Origin of the sequence: Yersinia pekkanenii (genome assembly GCF_001152565.1) — a bacterium.
Classification (GTDB): domain Bacteria; phylum Pseudomonadota; class Gammaproteobacteria; order Enterobacterales; family Enterobacteriaceae; genus Yersinia; species Yersinia pekkanenii.
The window spans coordinates 36,221-55,189 of record NZ_CQAZ01000034.1 but is presented as its reverse complement, the minus strand read 5'-3'; the positions used below and the strand labels follow the sequence as shown (position 1 = coordinate 55,189).

Genomic DNA, 18,969 nt, shown 5'->3' with positions numbered 1-18,969 from the left:
TTGCAGAAGCACATAATTGCAGTGACGTGTAATCTTTATCCAGCTCCAACTCTTCAATCAGATGTCCGAATTCCTGTGCCAGCTCCCGCTGTGAAATCCGGCGGATATGTTCGGTTTGCAGTTCCTCAGTCATTTCACCGCGTAGGCTGCGAAACAGTTTGCGCCAACTGCCGTCAGCCTGTTGACTCTGGTTTTCGGCGTCGCGCTGCTTTTGTTGACTGCGGGTATCAACGGATCTCGGTACGTGAGTGGATCAAAACCCCCGCCTTTTTGCCAATAGACAAAAGTGGGCTTAAACACGTCAGAATTAAAATTACTTTAAGCAATAAACACAAATAGACTCAAAGGATTTTGCAAAAACACATATGAATATTCGAATGTATTGTTGTAATATTCACGGTGTTGGATATGCTAAACATCTTATAAATGGAGAATAATGATGGCTCTAATGCCCCTACAACTCTTCAAAAACCTATCTGACGAAACCCGTCTGGGTATCGTGCTGCTACTCAAAGAGATGGGTGAGTTATGTGTATGCGATCTCTGCGCAGCCCTTGATGAGCCCCAACCGAAGGTCTCACGCCACCTGGCAATACTACGTGAAAGTGGTCTGCTTCTGGATCGCAAGCAAGGGAAATGGGTTCACTACCGCCTGTCTCCGCATATCCCTTCATGGGCGGCACAGGTCATTGAGCAGGCCTGGTTAAGCCAGCAGAACGAGGTTCAGGCTATCGCGCATAAGCTGGCGTCAGTAAACTGCTCCACCAGCGGTAAGACCATCTGTATCTAAAAAATTCATCTTAATATATATGGATAATGTAATATGATATATTGAAAATAGAACTGCTTACAGTGTTTGGCCCAATCGTGGGTTAATCATTCAGATCATGTTACAGGGCCATTTTGCTGCCTTGACCGGAGGTTCTATGTTACTGGCGGGAGCAATATTTATCCTGACCATTGTGTTGGTTATCTGGCAACCAAAAGGGCTGGGGATTGGCTGGAGTGCAAGCTTAGGGGCGGTACTGGCCTTAGTCTCAGGCGTCGTTCATGTCACCGATATTCCTGTTGTCTGGAGCATCGTCTGGAATGCCACGGCGACCTTTATTGCCGTGATTATCATTAGTCTGTTGCTTGATGAGTCCGGTTTTTTCGAATGGGCCGCGTTGCATGTTTCCCGTTGGGGCAATGGGCGAGGACGCCTGCTATTCACCTACATTGTTCTATTGGGCGCTGCCGTGGCCGCGCTGTTCTCCAATGATGGTGCCGCACTCATTCTTACACCTATTGTTATCGCTATGTTGTTGGCGCTGGGTTTCAGCAAAGGCACAACGCTTGCTTTCGTGATGGCAGCCGGTTTCATCGCTGATATGGCTAGTCTGCCGCTCATTGTTTCGAACCTGGTCAACATTGTTTCTGCTGATTTCTTCGGACTCGGCTTCAGTGAATATGCGTCGGTGATGGTGCCAGTGGATATCGTTGCTATCATCGCGACATTGGTGATGCTGCACCTGTTCTTCCGCAAGGATATCCCACCAGTTTATGAGCTTTCTCTGCTTAAAGAACCGGCAAAAGCGATTAAAGATCCCGCGACGTTCAAAACCGGTTTGGCGGTGTTGGTCCTGTTGTTGGTCGGTTTTTTTGTGTTGGAACCGCTAGGCATTCCGGTCAGTGCAATTGCGGCCATTGGCGCATTAATCCTGTTTGCTGTGGCGAAAAAAGGGCATGGGATTAACACCGGAAAAGTGCTGCGTGGCGCACCCTGGCAAATCGTTATTTTCTCGTTGGGTATGTACCTGGTAGTTTATGGCCTGCGCAACGCCGGTTTAACGGAATATCTTTCTGGTATCCTTAACGTACTTGCCGATAAAGGGCTTTGGGCAGCCACAATAGGAACCGGTTTCCTGACGGCGTTCCTGTCTTCTATTATGAACAATATGCCAACGGTTCTGATTGGAGCACTGTCTATCGACGGCAGTACAGCTTCCGGTGCGATTAAAGAGGCAATGATTTATGCCAACGTGATTGGTTGCGACTTGGGGCCGAAAATTACCCCCATTGGTAGCCTGGCGACACTACTCTGGCTCCATGTTCTTTCGCAGAAGAACATGACAATTACCTGGGGATATTACTTCCGCACCGGGGTTGTCATGACTTTACCTGTGCTGTTTGTCACGCTGGCCGCGTTGGTACTCCGGCTCTCTTTCAAGCTGTAATGAGATACTGATATGAGCAACATTACTTTTTATCACAACCCGGCCTGTGGTACTTCGCGTAATGCGCTGGGGCTGGTTCGTAACTGCGGCGAAGAACCGACCATTATTTTTTATCTTGATACCCCCCCTTCTCGCGGCGAGCAGGTCGTTGATGAATCAGGTAATTGATCTTTAACATCATTGGGTAATGGGCTCTTCCTGATTAGGCGTTCTACTCTGCAACGCCGGTTATGGCCATTATAAAAGTTCTTATTAATGAAGATGAAGAGGATTATATTTTAGGTTTTTCGATGATTTAATGACCGGTTAGAAATAGACCGTCGCGGTTAATCATGGTGAATTAAGGGCGCGGAGACCCTTTGAGGTTGCTATCAATTTTCAGTAGTACTGATAATAAAAACATGTTCTTAAAAACAGTATTGACATCTAGTACAGAACACGTAAATTAGAATTTAACACCGGTGCACGTAGTCGCAAACTCTTTATTTAACCGGTGTCCATGTAGTAAGTTTGAAATAATGCGATAAAGGTCACGAAATATTTTTTATGTGAGATTCGCAATGGGTTTTGTATAGTGAACCTGTGCGATGAAGCTTTCAGGCCATGCAGTAAATCTTTACAATCGCATGCTGTGGACCATAACGCGATGAGTTAAGGCTTTGTTGTTAATAGTAATGTTCGCGATTTGTGTACGTAAGTATGAAGTCGAGGATATCGCGACGAAAGTAAAGCCACGTAACAAAGAGTATATATCGCGAGGGTGATGTACTAATTTAGTCAGTCTTATCATGAGCATGGCTAAATGTAATAAACGGGAAGAGTTACCATTCAGTTAATATATTGGAGGGCAAAGTAGTCTAAACGCAAAATATTCCTGTAAAACATGTACATCTTTAATTAGTAATATCGAGAGATAGCATCACATTATTAAGTTGATTAATGTTTAATTCTAAGTCTGTAGTAACTTAAAAGCCCTGGCTAATCTAGTCGGGGCTTTTATCATTTGGAAGCCTACTGTTATATTGAATAAAAAATCAGAAGGTTATATGAATGTTCGGCTGGTATCACCATGTGAAGCAGAGCAACTGTGGCAAATAAGGAACAGGGCGATAAGGCACAGATGCAAGGATATTTACGATGAGAAAACACTTACGGCCTGAACTCCGGACCAGATGGCAGGGGGATTCCCGAGGGCGATCGTGGATAATCCATTCTTTGTCGTTGATGACCCATCCCGTCAGGCTCTTGTTGCATGGATATGACCTGTCATTTGTAGATCGAAACCCCTTTGTTTACTCCTCTCGTTGCTTAATTATCCTCAATTAAAGGATTTACTCATGATCATGGATGTAAAGCTCACACACTTAACTGACAGATATCCCGGTGCATTATCGTGGTCGTTTGGTGATTCACCCGAATTGGCTGATGAACTCGTCGCATTGGTCGTCACGGGGAAAAAGACAGCAAGTTGCGGTTCACTACACTCCTTTGAAAATGAGGAAGAGCCACCCTCAATAGGAAGTTACAGCATTATTCTTGGTGGTAATGGCAAGCCAATTTGTGTAATAAGAACCGTTGCATTGCGCCTTATCCGGTTTTCGGATGTCACTGCGGGTCTTGCGAGTCAGGAAGGAGAGGGAGACCTGAGCCTTGGCTATTGGCGAGCGGCGCATCGGGCATTTTTCGAACGCGCGGGGGTATATTCAGACGATATGGAACTCGTCTTTGAACAGTTTGAACTTATTGAAGTACTGTGACCCTGCTGCTTGTCAGTGGCAGGATGTAAAATGTTGTACGAACCGGGTGCCTGAAGTGACGTGTTTTGAGCGTTGCAATGTAAAATCCGTGTGAAATATATGTGACTCGGTGCGCAAAAATACCCCAATTTTATGCTGATTTCATCGGCCAAATCACGTCGAAAATCCTCCCGCTCGGCTTTAATTCCGCATGAAGTTAATTATAACTAATTAATTTTAAAGATTATTACCATCACTATTTTTTTGATGTGCGGCTGCATATTGCAGTTTTTCCTGAGCTTGATTGTACTTGTCTATACGAGTATATGTTAATAAATGCTTAAGCTAAGTAATGTCGTTGATACCTGAAAAACTGGTTGAAGGAAATTGCCGTGACTGCCCAAAATAGATTCCGTGATAATGAGATTCGCGCCCCGCGTGGTACACAACTGACCGCCAAAAGTTGGCTGACTGAAGCCCCGTTGCGCATGCTGATGAACAACCTTGATCCTGAGGTGGCTGAAAATCCTAAAGAATTAGTAGTTTACGGTGGTATTGGCCGTGCTGCCCGTAATTGGGAATGCTATGACCAGATTGTTGAGAGTTTGACTCATTTAAATGATAACGAGACTTTGCTTATCCAGTCTGGTAAGCCGGTCGGTGTATTCAAAACTCACAGTAATGCCCCCAGGGTATTGATAGCTAACTCGAATTTGGTGCCTCACTGGGCTAACTGGGAACATTTTAACGAACTCGATGCTAAAGGGCTGGCCATGTACGGCCAGATGACCGCCGGCAGTTGGATTTATATCGGTAGCCAAGGAATCATACAGGGTACCTATGAAACCTTCGTCGAGGCCGGCCGGCAGCACTTCGGCGGTAATTTGAAAGGGCGTTGGGTGTTAACGGCAGGGCTCGGTGGCATGGGTGGCGCACAACCGTTGGCCGCGACTCTGGCGGGTGCCTGCTCTCTGAATATTGAATGCCAACAGAGCCGCATCGATTTTCGTCTTAAAACCCGTTACGTCGATGAACAAGCCACTGATCTGGACGATGCGTTAGCGCGAATCAAAAAATACACCGCCACCGGTGACGCGGTTTCTATTGCATTGTGCGGTAATGCGGCTGAGATCTTACCTGAACTGGTCCGTCGCGGGGTTCGCCCGGACATGGTGACCGACCAAACCAGTGCGCACGACCCATTGAATGGTTATTTGCCAAAAGGTTGGCGCTGGGAAGAGTATCGCCAGCGTGCGCAAAGTGAACCGACACTGGTGGTGAATGCGGCCAAAACCTCAATGGCAGAACATGTCGAAGCGATGCTGGCCTTCCACAATATGGGTATCCCAACCTTTGATTACGGCAATAATATCCGCCAAATGGCACAAGATATGGGTGTTGCCCATGCCTTTGATTTCCCTGGTTTTGTTCCTGCTTATATTCGTCCGCTATTCTGCCGTGGTATTGGCCCGTTCCGCTGGGTCGCACTCTCCGGTAACGCCGATGATATTTATAAAACCGATGCTAAGGTTAAAGAACTTATCCCTGATGATGCGCATTTGCATCACTGGCTAGATATGGCCCGTGAGCGTATCAACTTCCAAGGGTTACCCGCCCGTATTTGCTGGGTTGGTCTGGGTCAACGCGCTAGATTAGGCTTGGCATTTAACGAAATGGTACGTACTGGGGAGTTGTCGGCTCCCATTGTCATTGGCCGCGATCATCTGGATTCTGGCTCAGTCGCCAGCCCTAACCGCGAAACCGAAGCCATGCAGGATGGCTCTGATGCGGTATCTGACTGGCCGCTGCTTAATGCTTTATTGAATACAGCCAGTGGGGCAACTTGGGTATCACTGCACCATGGTGGTGGTGTCGGGATGGGCTTCTCGCAACATTCTGGCATGGTGGTGGTGTGTGATGGCACTGACGAAGCCGCCGAACGTATCGCCCGGGTATTACATAACGATCCGGCTACTGGTGTGATGCGTCATGCTGATGCGGGTTATGACATTGCTATTAATTGTGCACAAGAGCAGGGGTTGAATCTGCCAATGGTTGCCGCGACTCAAGGGAAACTCTCATGAAAACAAGCATGAAAACAATGACTCTACGCCCCGGCCAGATGACTCTGGCAGATTTACGGCATATTTATCAGCATCCGGTGCATATCACTTTGGATGATAGTGCTTACATCCCTATTCAGCAAAGTGTGGATTGTGTACAGGCTATATTGGCAGAGAAGCGTACTGCTTATGGTATCAATACGGGCTTTGGCCTGTTGGCCTCCACCCGTATTGCCACGGAAGATTTGGAAAACCTGCAACGCTCGATTGTGCTTTCCCACGCAGCCGGTGTTGGGGAGCCAAATGACGATGCCATTGTGCGTCTGATTATGGTGTTGAAAATCAATAGCCTGGCTCGCGGCTATTCAGGTATCCGGCTGGAGGTCATTCAGGCGCTGATGACTTTAGTTAATGCGCAAGTCTATCCACATATTCCGCTAAAAGGCTCAGTGGGCGCTTCTGGCGATTTAGCCCCGCTGGCACATATGAGCTTACTGCTGCTGGGCGAAGGTAAAGCCCGCTATCAGGGGGAATGGCTCGATGCCCGTACGGCACTGGCAAAGGCGAATCTGGAGCCTCTCACCCTGGCTGCGAAAGAGGGGTTGGCGCTACTTAATGGTACTCAGGTTTCTACTGCTTATGCATTGCGTGGCTTATTTGAGGCGGAAGATCTCTATGCTGCGGCTTCTGTCTTTGGCAGTCTGACCGTTGAGGCGGCATTAGGCTCCCGCAGCCCGTTTGACGCACGAATTCACGCCGCACGGGGGCAACGGGGGCAGATTGATGCCGCGAACACTTATCGCCACTTGTTGGGTTCCCGCAGCGAAGTTTCTGAGTCTCATCGGAATTGTGACAAAGTGCAGGATCCATACTCTTTGCGTTGTCAGCCACAGGTGATGGGTGCCTGCCTGACCCAAATGCGTCAAGCCGCAGAAGTACTGGCTATTGAATCTAATGCAGTATCAGATAACCCACTGGTGTTTGCTGAGCAAGGCGATGTGTTGTCTGGTGGTAATTTCCATGCTGAGCCAGTGGCGATGGCGGCGGATAATCTGGCGCTGGCGCTGGCTGAAATTGGTTCATTAGCAGAGCGCCGTATCTCACTATTAATGGATAAGCATATGTCGCAGTTACCCCCATTCTTGGTGGAAAATGGCGGCGTAAATTCTGGCTTTATGATTGCGCAGGTCACTGCTGCAGCGTTAACCAGCGAAAATAAAGGGCTGGCCTTCCCTTCCAGCGTTGATAGCATCCCAACGTCGGCCAATCAGGAAGATCATGTTTCTATGGCCCCCCGTGCTGGCAAACGTTTGTGGGAGATGGCCGAAAATGTGCGCGGTATTCTGGCCGTCGAGTGGTTGGCAGCATGTCAGGGGCTGGATTTACGCAAGGGACTGAAAACGTCAGATGCACTAGAGCCTGCGCGTCTGCTCTTGCGCCAGCATGTGGCCTACTACGAAAAAGATCGTTTCTTTGCCCCCGATATTGAGGCTGCAAGCCAACTCATTGCACAGCGTCATATGAATGAATTGATGCCACCGCATTTGCTACCAAGTCTTTAATAACCCGTAATCCATTAATAATAAATATAACAAACTATTACATCTACCTATGGGGGGTCCCAATTATCGGGATCACCCTCTCTGAACCCCTGCCTGAAAGGGCACAAATTTGCGAGAATGTACCATGAAGAATGATTCATCCACGCTCAAACGCGGCCTCAGTGCGCGGCATATTCGGTTCATGGCGTTAGGTTCCGCCATCGGTACTGGTCTGTTTTATGGCTCTGCAGAGGCGATTCGCTTGGCTGGCCCTGCTGTTTTACTGGCTTACCTGATCGGTGGCGCTGCGGTATTTATGGTCATGCGCGCATTAGGTGAGATGGCAGTACATGATCCGGTAGCCGGCTCTTTTGGCCATTATGCCAGCCGCTATCTTGGGCCGCTGGCGGGCTTTCTAACCGGCTGGACCTACACCTTTGAGATGATTATTGTGGCGTTGGCAGATGTCACCGCATTCGGTATCTATATGGGGCTATGGTTTCCTGATGCGCCGCAGTGGGTTTGGGTACTGAGTATTATTTTCTTTATTGGTGCGCTGAATCTCTGCTCTGTCAAAGTCTTTGGTGAAATGGAGTTCTGGTTATCGTTGCTAAAAGTCACGGCGATTATTGCTATGATTGCCGCCGGTTTAGGCATCATGATGTTTGGTTTTGGTGCGGGTCATGAAAGCACCGGTGTCAGTAATTTATGGTCTCACCAAGGGTTCATGCCGAATGGTCTCACTGGGGTTATTGCGTCATTTGCCGTAGTGATGTTTGCCTTTGGTGGAATTGAAATTATCGGGGTGACTGCCAGTGAGGCGAAAGATCCCGAAAAAGTTTTACCGCGCGCTATCAATACAGTACCTATACGTATTCTGCTGTTCTATGTTTTGACTTTATTTGTTCTGATGGCTATCTATCCGTGGAACAGTATTGGGCAAAATGGCAGTCCTTTTGTTGAGATTTTCAGCAGTTTAGGTATCAACTCCGCAGCTAATATACTGAATTTAGTGGTTATTACTGCCGCTATTTCGGCGATTAACAGTGATATCTACGGTGCTGGTCGTATGATGTATGGCATGGCGCAGGAAGGGCTGGCACCCAAATGCTTTAGCCGCCTGACCCGTAATGGTGTGCCATGGATGACTATTTTGGTAATGGCAATTGCGCTGCTATGTGGTGTGGTGCTGAATTATCTGATCCCTAAAAATGTGTTCCTGATCATCGCCTCGATAGCCACCTTTGCGACTGTTTGGGTGTGGCTGATGATTTTGCTCTCACAAGTGGCAATGCGCCGCTCTATGAGCAAAGCCAATATTGCTCGGCTGGCCTTCCGGGTACCATTTTGGCCGGTAGCACCCATTCTGACCATTATCTTTATGGCATTTATTATTGCCGTTCTTGGGTATTTCCCAGATACCCGTATTGCTCTATATGTTGGCTTGGCTTGGGTAGCATTAATGACGCTTGCCTGGTGGATTTGGTTGCGTAAGGCACCACCACAGATCATTCACGAGCGGGTCGAAAGCCGCGAAATGTAGCACCGGTGGGTCGCTGATAATATATTCAGCGGCCATAGAGATGTTTCAGGGGTGTGGCGGGAGTGTCGGTGAATTGAGCACCAGTTTTTGATGTAACTCAAAAGCCATGGTTTCAAGACGTGTTGTCAATTGATTGGTCAGCGTTGTCAGTTCTGTATTCTGCCGCAGTAATTCCAGCATTTGTTCAGCATTCTGCGCGGCCATTTTTTGCCGCTCTTCATTAGCAATGGCTAACGCCTCACGATGCTGTGCATCGGCTTCTGCATGGGCCTTATCGCGTTCTGCCTGACGGGTTTGCGCCAGCAAAATAAGTGGAGCGGCGTAAGCGGCCTGTAAGCTAAAAGCCAGGTTCAGTAAAATAAAGGGATAAATATCAAATTTGACGACACCCATGACATTCAGACCTATCCATACCACCACGATGAGTGTCTGTGCGCCCAGGAAAACCGGAGTGCCAAAAAACCGCGCAAAAGCTTCAGCCTTTTGGGCAAACCAACCGTTGCCGAAAGGGTTAGACAAATGTTCATGTGCGCGATGGAAGCGTAGATAATCTACCTTGTGTGGTTGTTCGGTTACGAGTTCAGTTTTTTTCATAGGATGTTACCCCGGTAGGTGAGTGATGCTGGCGCGATGTATTCACGACAAAGTTATACCCGTCATACTTCAAACCGGTCATCGACCGATTTGTTTTACCGCCTTCCTGTAACTCGAATTATTTAGGGCATGGATCAGATTATTTAATACTAGAGGGAGATTAAATTGGGAAGCGATAATTAGTCTGTTTAAAGATGTTTATTGGCAGCAATAATGACATAACAATTTTATTGTTATCACACTATATACCAATAGAATGTTTTGCGTTTAAAGTGGCTGCATGGCCAGATGGTGGTAAACTGACCTCAATTATGAAAAATTATAGACCTACGGAGTAGCGGCCCATGCCTGCCATAGCCATTAAGCGGTGGATTAAACGGATTGTACTGGTCTTGGTGGTAATGTCCGTTACCATACTTGCGATACGAATTTACGATACACAACGTGGCCCAAAGCTTGAGCTTTGGCATACTTTTGTTCCGCATGAAATGCGTGCAACTGAGATTGATAAAGCCAGTTGGGCGGATTACATCAAAACTGAAAATAATATTTTCGATGAAGTTCGGATTAATGTTACCGAAAAACTAGAGCCAAGAACTCAGGTTCCACTCAATCGTTATTATTCAGGTAGCGCGATTTATCCGCCACATTTTAAAAATGACTGGAACCGTTCTTATATTTTACAGCCCGACGGTAAGCCTAAAGGTGCTGTTGTATTGCTGCATGGTTTGACTGATACCCCTTATAGTCTGCGTCATATTGCTGAAAATTATCGTCAGCGTGGATATGTTGCTGTGGGTATTCGTTTGCCTGCCCACGGTTCTGTACCTGCCGCACTGACGGATGTTGAATGGCAGGATTGGTTAGCCGCAACTCGCCTGGCAGTTCGTGAAGCTAAGGCATTGAGTGGCCCGGACTTACCTCTGCATGTCGTTGGCTTCTCCAATGGCGGTGCGCTGGCAATGAAGTATACGCTGGACTCGATGGATGACCCGAAACTGGCGAAACCCGCGCGTGTCATATTGATATCCCCAATGATTGGCGTCACCAGTTTTGCGCGTTTTGCCGGTATTGCGGGCTGGCCTGCTATCTTCCCGGCCTTTGCCAAAGCAGCCTGGTTGGGGATAGTGCCCGAGTTTAATCCGTTTAAATACAACTCGTTCCCGGTGAATGCCGCCCGTCAGTCTTATTTACTGACTTCGGTGCTGCAACAGCAAATTGCTCGTGATGCCAGAAACAATAAAATGGACGAGTTACCGCCTATTTTGACCTTCCAGTCATTAATGGACTCAACGGTCAGTACTCGGGCTGTCGTTTCCGCGCTCTACAACCACTTGCCGAAGAATGGCAGCGAAGTGGTGCTGTTCGATTTGAACCGTGCAGCCAGTTTCGGCCCGTTACTGAGAACATCTTCTTATACCGCTCTGGCGCGCTTATTGCCTCCACCGCCGCGTAATTACAATACCACGGTGATCACTAACGTTTCACCGCAAAGTAATGAAACAGTGGCGATTACCACCTTGGCTGGTGAAACCAACGAGACTTCAGTGCTAACCGGGCTGATTTATCCGCCGGATATCTTCTCACTGTCCCACGTGGCATTGCCATTCCCCATGAGTGATTCACTGTATGGCCGCTATCCGGACCCGCGTGACCAATACGGTATCAGTCTGGGGACTTTTGCTGCTCGTGGTGAACGTGCTGTGTTGGTCGTCGGGTTGGATTCACTGATGCGCATTTCATCTAATCCGTTCTATCCCTATATGTTGCAGCGAATAGACGACAAGATAGACGCACCCACTAAATAAGATTGCCTTCGAATCCCTCAAAATCCCATGAGAATTATCTTGTGGGTTTTGAGTGTTTGGCCATTCTTTTCGCTTTATTTTCAAACAAATAAATCGGTATATCTTCCATAGACTATGCGTGAGTTCGCGGATTGGTTCATTAAGAATGGTTAAGATAATTCTTGTAATCGATATCAGTAGCATGCTTATTGATCTCGCACTGAACCTGAAGAGGGGTTCACTGTCTGATTGATTCAAGCCGTGAATAGTGTCTTTGGAGACCTGGCGTTATATGGACAGAGTTAAATCTTTATCGCAGCAAAGTATTTCTTTGTTGTTGGCGGTTTATATTGGTATTTTCCTGAATATATCTGTCTTTTATCGTCGTTTTGATTCATTCAGTCAGGGTGTCCAAGGCATAAAAGTCGTGTCAGCTATCATTGAAGTGATGGCCATTATTCTGTTTACCTTTTTTGTGATGCGGGTTATTTCCCTCGGCGGGCGGCTTTTTTACCGCATAATTGCGACGTTGTTGGTTCTTATTTCTGTCGCTGCCAGTTATTACATGACTTTTTTCAATGTCGTGATTGGCTATGGCATCGTGATTTCCGTATTAACGACAGATACTGACCTTTCTAAAGAGGTTATCGGACTCCATTTTGTGATTTGGATGGTGCTGGTTAGTGCCTTGCCTTTGCTACTTATCTGGAAAAATAACCTGCGGCTAACCCTACTTGAGCAATTTTTGACACCGGGGCAGCGTATCAAACCGTTATTGTTGATGGCGGTTGTGGTGGGGCTGGTTTGGTTGCCGTTACGCTATCTGGATAATGTACAAGATGCGAACGAGCAACTGAAAACTGTCGATTTACCCAGTTATGGTGGGGTGGTTGCTCACTCTTATTTGCCTTCTAACTGGTTGGCAGCATTGGGTTTATACGCTTATACACAATACAATGAAAAGTATGATGCGGCAGTATTATATAACCCTGCGGAACACCATACCTATGTGGCACCGGTAGGTATTGATGACACCTATGTTGTGTTTATTATTGGTGAAACGACGCGTTGGGATCATATGGGATTGCTGGGCTACCCACGAGATACCACCCCGCGCCTGAGCAAAGAAAAGAACCTGGTCGCCTTTCGCGGCACATCTTGTGATACCTCGACGAAACTTTCCCTGCGCTGTATGTTTGTGCGTGAAGGGGGTACGGAAGATAATCCGCAACGCACACTGAAAGAGCAAAACGTATTTTCGGTAATGAAATCATTGGGTTTCACGTCTGAATTATTCGCTATGCAGAGCGAGATGTGGTTCTACAATAATGCGAATACCAATAACTATTCATTCCGCGAATTAATCGCTTCGGAAAAGCGTAACGATAATAAACCGGTAGACGACATGCTGCTGGTTGATGAGTTGAAGGAGTCACTGGGGCGTTATCCGGTCGGTAAACATTTGGTTGTGCTACACACTAAAGGTTCACATTATCTCTATTCTCAACGTTACCCCCGCAGCTATGCCCGCTATCAGCCGGAATGCATGGGTGTGGATGATTTCTGCAGTAAGCAGATGCTAACAAATGCTTTTGATAATAGTGTGTTATATACGGATTCGTTTGTCGCAAATGTGATTAATCAAATGCGTGATAAGAAAGCTCTGGTGTTTTATTCCTCGGACCACGGTGAGTCCATTGACGATAACTCTCACTTTCACGGTACTCCGCGTGAAATGGCCCCACCGGAGCAATTTCGCGTACCATTGATGGTTTGGGCATCGGATAAATTTCTGGCACAACCCGAACATCTTGTTGCTTTTGAGCAATTACAGGCAGAACAGCGGGTGGGCAAAACCCATCGTCAGGTCGAACTGTTTGATTCCATCCTTGGTTGTTTAGGTTACACCTCGCCAGATGGCGGAATTAATGCACAAAATAACTGGTGCCAATCCCCAACTCAGCAGCAGCCGGCGATTTAGTCGCCATCGGCCAGATTTACCTCAGTCTGGTCCGATTTTTGACACCTCGCCCCCCTTTGTTATTTCTTGGTTACGGTATACTCCAGTCCTTATCCCTCATCGGCTGGAGTCTGGACATGACTTACCGTGTTGCCTTTATTGATGACCATGACATTGTACGCTCAGGTTTTGCCCAGTTGCTCTCTTTGGAAGATGATATTCAGGTGGTGGGGGAGTTCAGTTCAGCAAAGCAGGCACGCGCTGGATTACCGAGCTTACAGGCGAATATCTGCATTTGTGATATTTCCATGCCTGATGAGAGCGGCTTGGATTTACTGAAGGATCTCCCTTCAGGGATGGGGGTCATTATGCTGTCGATGCATGATAGCCCTGCGCTAGTGGAGATGGCACTGGAGCGCGGCGCACGGGGGTTTCTCTCCAAACGTTGTAAGCCGGAGGATCTGGTTAATGCCGTCCGCACGGTGGGCAGTGGCGGAGTCTATCTGATGCCTGAGATTGCCCAAAAGCTGGCACGCGTTGCCGTCGACCCGTTAACCCGCCGTGAACGTGAAGTTGCTGTGTTATTGGCTCAGGGAATGGACGTCCGCGAGATTGCAGAGTCACTCGGCCTGTCACCAAAAACTGTTCATGTTCATCGCGCTAACTTATTTGCCAAATTGGGTGTCAGCAATAATGTTGAACTGGCGAAGCAGGTGCTGAACCTATGATGCAGCGTTTGATCATGTTGGTAGCGCTATTTTTTATCTATACCACAGCGGCTTTCTGCTTGTGGTCAGTGGGTACTCAACTGGTCGATCGGCCTTTACAGGCACTGCTGTTGTTCCCCTTTGGCCTGCGTATGGGCATTTTATTGCAAAGCCCACGCCAATATTGGCCGGGTATTCTGCTGGGGGATGCCCTATTGTGGTGGCTGCTAACTGACCAGTTTGGCTACCCTTATAGTCTGTTGTTGACTGCTTTTCCCCTGCTGCTGGCGACCACCGTATTGGCGGTTGTTGTTTCCCCTTGGTTATTGCGTAATCAGAAGAATGACAGTGAATGGCAATGGCCCTTGATGCAAGGTGCGGTGATTATTGGTGCCGCGTTAATACAGGCATTGGGATGGCAAATTGCCAGTAATCAGGGCGCTATGGCGCTATTGCTGGGGCTGGTTGGCGGCTTTACCATTGCACCGATTTGCCTGTTGCTGTGGCATTATCTGGCGCGTCAAATCTGGGCTCCTCTGGAGCCGGGGCTGATCCATAAGCCGATTAACCTACGTTTGCACCATATCCTGTGGTATTTGCTATTATTTGCCTTGAGTATCTGGCTACAGCATCACATCACCGAGTCTGATTTATATCTGTTTGCGCCATTCTGTCTGGCTATTCCCATTGTATTTATGTCCTATCGCTATGGTTGGCAAGGGGCGGTGGTGGCCACACTGCTCAATGGCATGGTGTTATTGATCAATACACCAGCGGAGTTAGATTCACACCGTGATTTGTTGTTGTCGCTACTGGCACAAAGCTTGACCGGTTTATTATTGGGGGCGGGGATCCAACGTCAGCGCGAATTAAATTATCAATTACAGATACGGTTGAATGAAAATCGTGAATTGGCTAAAGCATTAGTGGTGGCAGAGGAGCACGCCCGCCGTGATGTCGCGCGTGAGTTGCACGATGAGGTAGGGCAAACGGTGACCGTCATCCGTACCCAAGCCAGCATCATTAAAAAGCTGACAACACAACAACCTGTATTGAGCAGTGCCGAGATGATAGAGACATCGGCGTTGCGAGTTTACGACGGTGTGCATGATATTTTGGCGAAACTATGGCCTGCGGCATTAAATAACCTGCCCTTGTCGGCCGCTGTTGCAGCCTTGATGCGTGAGCTTATTCCGCAGGACCAATCAGTGGTCGGGGTACTGAATTGGCAACTCGATGATGCTCCGATGGATGAAACACTGAGGATTACCTTATACCGTATCTGTCAGGAGGGGGTAACCAATGCCTATCGTCATGGTGCTGCCAGCCGGATTGAAATTAATGCACAACAGGAGGGGCAGCAGATAACGCTGACGATCCGTGATAATGGAAAAGGTGTTGATTTAGCGACATTAACGCCAGGTTATGGTTTAAGAGGTATGCAGTCGCGGGTGAGCGCTTTGGGCGGAAGTTTTACGCTGGGTATTGATAATGGCACCTGCTTAAATGTGACCTTTCCCACAATTTCTTTGTCAGCTAATGAAAACTAAGAAATATTCTCGTTTTATGCGCGTGTTTTTCTCACTAGTTCTGTGCGCGCGAGGAACATGATGACACTACGTGTAAAATTTTCTGAGGTTCATATGTGGTCTTTCCTCAAAAGCCGCGATAACGTACCGCCAGTGACGGATCAAGAGCAAATTGATTCATCGTATAAATATTGGCGTATTCAATTAATGTGGACGATGTATATCGGCTACGCAGCATTTTATTTCACCCGTAAAAGTTTTAACTTCATCATGCCTGCCATGCTCAGTGATTTAGGTTTGACGATGTCTGATGTCGGGATTTTGGGTACGCTGTTTTATATTACTTATGGCTGTTCTAAATTTATCTCTGGGATGATCAGCGACCGTTCAAATCCGCGCTATTTTATGGGTATTGGGCTGGTCATGACCGGGGTTATCAATATCCTGTTCGGCATGAGTTCTTCATTGTTGGTATTTGGTTCCTTGTGGATCCTTAACGCCTTCTTTCAGGGTTGGGGCTGGCCGCCATGTTCCAAAATTTTAACTAGCTGGTATTCGCGCTCAGAGCGCGGTGGTTGGTGGGCGATGTGGAATACGTCGCATAACTTTGGTGGGGCGTTGATCCCCTTGTTAGTCGGTTTTATTTCCCTGCACTTTAGTTGGCGCTACGGCATGATTATCCCCGGAATTATCGGTGTAGTGATTGGTTTGCTGATGTGTTGGCGCTTACGGGATAAGCCAAGCACTATGGGCTTGCCAAGTGTGGGTCAGTGGCGCAATGATGCGATGGAGCTGGTGCAGGAGTCTGAAGGCCAGGGCTTATCGAACAAAGAGATTGTGAAACGCTATGTGTTGACCAATAAATATATTTGGTTGCTGGCGGTGTCTTATGTGCTGGTTTATATCGTTCGTACTGCGATCAATGACTGGGGTAATCTCTATTTAACACAAGAGAAAGGCTATTCTTTGATGACGGCCAACTCGGCAATTTCACTATTTGAAGTCGGCGGATTTATTGGTTCGCTGGTGGCGGGTTGGGGATCAGATAAATGGTTTCGTGGTAATCGTGGGCCAATGAACCTTATTTTCGCCATTGGTATTTTCCTTTCTGTCGCTTCATTATGGATTATGCCGGGTGTCAGTTATGTCTTGCAGGCGAGTTGCTTCTTTGCCATTGGTTTCTTTATTTTTGGCCCGCAGATGCTAATTGGTATGGCTGCTGCTGAATGTTCACATAAAGATGCGGCAGGTGCTGCTACCGGCTTTGTTGGATTATTTGCTTATCTGGGGGCGGCCTTATCGGGTTACCCTATTGCGCGAATTATGGAAATTTGGCACTGGGATGGTTTCTTTGTGGTTATTTCCATTGCAGCCTGTTTATCTGCTTTCTTCTTGCTGCCATTCCTGCGGGCACAATCGCCGCAGTTAACGCACTCCGAGGCCTGATGTCATCCCAAATGATTCACTTTTAACCACTGGTGGTGGTTTTAACAACAGTCGCCAGTGGGTTCTTAACAAAGTGATTGACGGCTCAGGGTGGTAGCAGTAAGATGCGCCCCGATTCGGCGAGTAGCGCAGCTTGGTAGCGCAACTGGTTTGGGACCAGTGGGTCGGAGGTTCGAATCCTCTCTCGCCGACCAAATTTAAGAACCCTGACTTTTAAGTCAGGGTTTTTTTCGTCATTTTCTCATCTATTCTCTTATTTAAAAATACAGCTTAAAAAATTACAAATAAGCTAAATTCTGCTCACATGTCATGAACAATAATTACCATTAAGGTGATGTATTTGTGTTGTATATTATTGTTACTCATTAAATAAATTATATTATCTTTATCTGGTTGACTTTTATTATCTAAAAATAGGTAATGAATGGCGCTATGATTCAATAGACACCTTCATGCGACAAACATTAAAATTAATAATTTTATAAGGATAATATAATGAATATAAGATGTAGCCATACTGGGAAAATAGTTTCAATAATTTCAGTGTCTGTATTTTTATCTCTCAGCAGTGTATCAATAGCCCATTCGACAACGAATATTATTGCCGATGTTCGGGCCCCTGTAGAGCAACAGGCGGATATAAAAGTCGAGTCCTTATCCCCGCTATCCAAAGGGGTATGTCATAGTCTAAATTGTGGTGAAAAAACAACGGTAAATATTCAAACGCCAGATGAGTATGGATTATCACATAATAAATATAGTCATTTTAACGCGCATAGCGATAATGATGTGATAATTCTGAATAACGTATTGTCCGGTGAGGTTAATGGAAATCCTCATTTAAAAAATGCCGCGGCCCAGGTTATCTTAAATGAGGTTGTCTCTCCTCATGCCAGTTATTTAAACGGGCAGGTGAAGCTTGTCGGGCAGGATGCTCATGTTATTATTGCTAATCCATCTGGTATCAATTGTAGTGGATGTTCATTTTCTAACATGTCCCACATCGCCCTCACCACAGGGGTACCCACTTTCGATAGTGATAATAAATTGAAAAGCTTTGTTGTTACTGAAGGGAATATCAGTATTAGCAATAGCGGGGATGGCGCTAACGTGACGAAGCATCAGCGTAGTATTGAAGGGAAACGCGTCTATCTTGATTTATTCTCCAAGTCACTCACTCTTGCCGGTAAGCTACATGCGGATGATGTTTTTGCTGTGATGGGTGATGTTGAAATAAATCTGGCCTCTGCGGGTCAAAAGGTCACAGCAACACGGCCTGCCTATTTAAGTCCCCCTGTCACGCCGGTAAGTATCGATGTCGTTGACATAGGGGGAATGTATGCCAATAAAATACGTATTTACGCCGAGGGGGATATAGTCAATAGCTCGGATAGCGGGATTATATCTACGGGGCTACTTCACATGAGAGCGGGTGGCAATATTGATAATAGACACTCATATATTGAAGGCAGAAGTGTCGAGTTATATAGCCGAGGTGTAGTTAATAATAAAAATGGACATATTAATTTAAATGATAAATCAACGAACAAATCAAATATTAGAATAGTGGCAAAATCGTTAAATAACAATCAGGGCAATATCTACTCTGAAGGTGGTGCTGGGATCTATATAAATACGGGTGAAAGCATTAAAAATGAGCATGGATATATCGGGTTGTCTAACGGAATAAAAAACCAGCAAATTAAAATAAAAAATGGCAGTGGCTCTGTTTTTTTGGCTGCAAATAAATAGTTTTTAGTGATGGAAGATGTATTTTTTTCATTCCTTATTTATTTCACTATTAAATAATTGCAGTTGAAAATGAATTTATAGTTAGCCGCTATTCC

The 18,969-nt window shown here is 46.6% G+C and carries 13 protein-coding genes, 1 tRNA gene and 2 pseudogenes; 14 read left to right on the top strand and 2 right to left on the bottom strand.

Annotated features, from left to right (window positions below; genetic code table 11):
* Nucleotides 1-223, bottom strand: a pseudogene (locus tag AEP37_RS27750) (aldehyde dehydrogenase); the annotation flags it as partial.
* A 216-nt stretch (nt 224-439) separates the two neighbouring features.
* Here AEP37_RS27750 and AEP37_RS16390 point away from each other — a divergent pair.
* From AEP37_RS16390 to AEP37_RS16360, 7 genes and pseudogenes are all read left to right on the top strand, one after another.
* A complete protein-coding gene (locus AEP37_RS16390) occupies nt 440-790 on the top strand; it encodes a transcriptional regulator (protein ID WP_049614350.1) in 351 nt (116 codons plus the stop codon).
* Nucleotides 791-926: 136 nt separating this feature from the next.
* Nucleotides 927-2,216 (top strand): arsenic transporter, encoded by a 1,290-nt coding sequence (locus AEP37_RS16385; protein WP_049614349.1) that lies wholly within the window; start codon nt 927-929, stop codon nt 2,214-2,216.
* A 12-nt stretch (nt 2,217-2,228) separates the two neighbouring features.
* Nucleotides 2,229-2,363, top strand: a pseudogene (locus AEP37_RS16380) (arsenate reductase); the annotation flags it as partial.
* A 1,190-nt stretch (nt 2,364-3,553) separates the two neighbouring features.
* Nucleotides 3,554-3,973, top strand: a complete 420-nt coding sequence (locus tag AEP37_RS16375; RefSeq protein ID WP_156168630.1) for an ASCH domain-containing protein — start codon at nt 3,554-3,556, stop codon at nt 3,971-3,973.
* 371 nt (nt 3,974-4,344) lie between these two features.
* On the top strand, nt 4,345-6,036 hold the full coding sequence (gene hutU / locus AEP37_RS16370) for a urocanate hydratase (protein ID WP_049614348.1): 1,692 nt from the start codon (nt 4,345-4,347) through the stop codon (nt 6,034-6,036).
* A gap of 8 nt (nt 6,037-6,044) precedes the next feature.
* Nucleotides 6,045-7,577, top strand: a complete 1,533-nt coding sequence (hutH, locus tag AEP37_RS16365) for a histidine ammonia-lyase (protein WP_049614356.1) — start codon at nt 6,045-6,047, stop codon at nt 7,575-7,577.
* A gap of 124 nt (nt 7,578-7,701) precedes the next feature.
* The gene (locus AEP37_RS16360) at nt 7,702-9,099 is read left to right on the top strand and encodes an amino acid permease (RefSeq protein ID WP_049614347.1); all 1,398 of its coding nucleotides are present in this window, start codon (nt 7,702-7,704) and stop codon (nt 9,097-9,099) included.
* Between the two features lie 45 nt (nt 9,100-9,144).
* Here the strand turns inward: AEP37_RS16360 and AEP37_RS16355 are convergent, their stop codons facing one another.
* On the bottom strand, nt 9,145-9,693 hold the full coding sequence (locus AEP37_RS16355) for a DUF1003 domain-containing protein (RefSeq protein WP_049614346.1): 549 nt from the start codon (nt 9,691-9,693) through the stop codon (nt 9,145-9,147).
* Between the two features lie 344 nt (nt 9,694-10,037).
* Here AEP37_RS16355 and AEP37_RS16350 point away from each other — a divergent pair, with 344 nt between their 5' ends.
* From AEP37_RS16350 to AEP37_RS24325, 7 genes are all read left to right on the top strand, one after another.
* The gene (locus AEP37_RS16350) at nt 10,038-11,501 is read left to right on the top strand and encodes an alpha/beta hydrolase (RefSeq protein WP_049614345.1); all 1,464 of its coding nucleotides are present in this window, start codon (nt 10,038-10,040) and stop codon (nt 11,499-11,501) included.
* 271 nt (nt 11,502-11,772) lie between these two features.
* The gene (eptB, locus tag AEP37_RS16345) at nt 11,773-13,461 is read left to right on the top strand and encodes a kdo(2)-lipid A phosphoethanolamine 7''-transferase (protein ID WP_049614355.1); all 1,689 of its coding nucleotides are present in this window, start codon (nt 11,773-11,775) and stop codon (nt 13,459-13,461) included.
* Between the two features lie 116 nt (nt 13,462-13,577).
* Nucleotides 13,578-14,168, top strand: coding sequence for a transcriptional regulator UhpA (gene uhpA, locus AEP37_RS16340; protein ID WP_049614344.1), 591 nt, complete (start codon nt 13,578-13,580; stop codon nt 14,166-14,168).
* Entirely contained in the window at nt 14,165-15,697 is a 1,533-nt protein-coding gene (gene uhpB / locus AEP37_RS16335; RefSeq protein ID WP_049614343.1) for a signal transduction histidine-protein kinase/phosphatase UhpB, read from the top strand. The genes uhpA and uhpB overlap by 4 nt, the downstream gene beginning before the upstream one ends.
* Before the next feature lie 93 nt (nt 15,698-15,790).
* Nucleotides 15,791-17,122 (top strand): MFS transporter, encoded by a 1,332-nt coding sequence (gene uhpC / locus AEP37_RS16330; protein WP_049614354.1) that lies wholly within the window; start codon nt 15,791-15,793, stop codon nt 17,120-17,122.
* Nucleotides 17,123-17,239: 117 nt separating this feature from the next.
* Nucleotides 17,240-17,316, top strand: a tRNA-Pro gene (locus tag AEP37_RS16325).
* A gap of 301 nt (nt 17,317-17,617) precedes the next feature.
* A complete protein-coding gene (locus AEP37_RS24325; RefSeq protein WP_050691867.1) occupies nt 17,618-18,874 on the top strand; it encodes a two-partner secretion domain-containing protein in 1,257 nt (418 codons plus the stop codon).
* Nucleotides 18,875-18,969: the final 95 nt, after the last annotated feature.

Bases quoted from the DNA above. Each gene is read 5' to 3' on its own strand.
- AEP37_RS16375 (WP_156168630.1), top strand. From the start codon at position 3,554: ATGATCATGGATGTAAAGCTCACACACTTAACTGACAGATATCCCGGT.
- uhpA (WP_049614344.1), top strand. From the start codon at position 13,578: ATGACTTACCGTGTTGCCTTTATTGATGACCATGACATTGTACGCTCA.
- AEP37_RS16385 (WP_049614349.1), top strand. From the start codon at position 927: ATGTTACTGGCGGGAGCAATATTTATCCTGACCATTGTGTTGGTTATC.
- hutH (WP_049614356.1), top strand. From the start codon at position 6,045: ATGAAAACAATGACTCTACGCCCCGGCCAGATGACTCTGGCAGATTTA.
- AEP37_RS16390 (WP_049614350.1), top strand. From the start codon at position 440: ATGGCTCTAATGCCCCTACAACTCTTCAAAAACCTATCTGACGAAACC.
- AEP37_RS16355 (WP_049614346.1), bottom strand. From the start codon at position 9,693: ATGAAAAAAACTGAACTCGTAACCGAACAACCACACAAGGTAGATTAT.
- uhpC (WP_049614354.1), top strand. From the start codon at position 15,791: ATGTGGTCTTTCCTCAAAAGCCGCGATAACGTACCGCCAGTGACGGAT.
- uhpB (WP_049614343.1), top strand. From the start codon at position 14,165: ATGATGCAGCGTTTGATCATGTTGGTAGCGCTATTTTTTATCTATACC.
- eptB (WP_049614355.1), top strand. From the start codon at position 11,773: ATGGACAGAGTTAAATCTTTATCGCAGCAAAGTATTTCTTTGTTGTTG.
- AEP37_RS16360 (WP_049614347.1), top strand. From the start codon at position 7,702: ATGAAGAATGATTCATCCACGCTCAAACGCGGCCTCAGTGCGCGGCAT.
- AEP37_RS16350 (WP_049614345.1), top strand. From the start codon at position 10,038: ATGCCTGCCATAGCCATTAAGCGGTGGATTAAACGGATTGTACTGGTC.
- AEP37_RS24325 (WP_050691867.1), top strand. From the start codon at position 17,618: ATGAATATAAGATGTAGCCATACTGGGAAAATAGTTTCAATAATTTCA.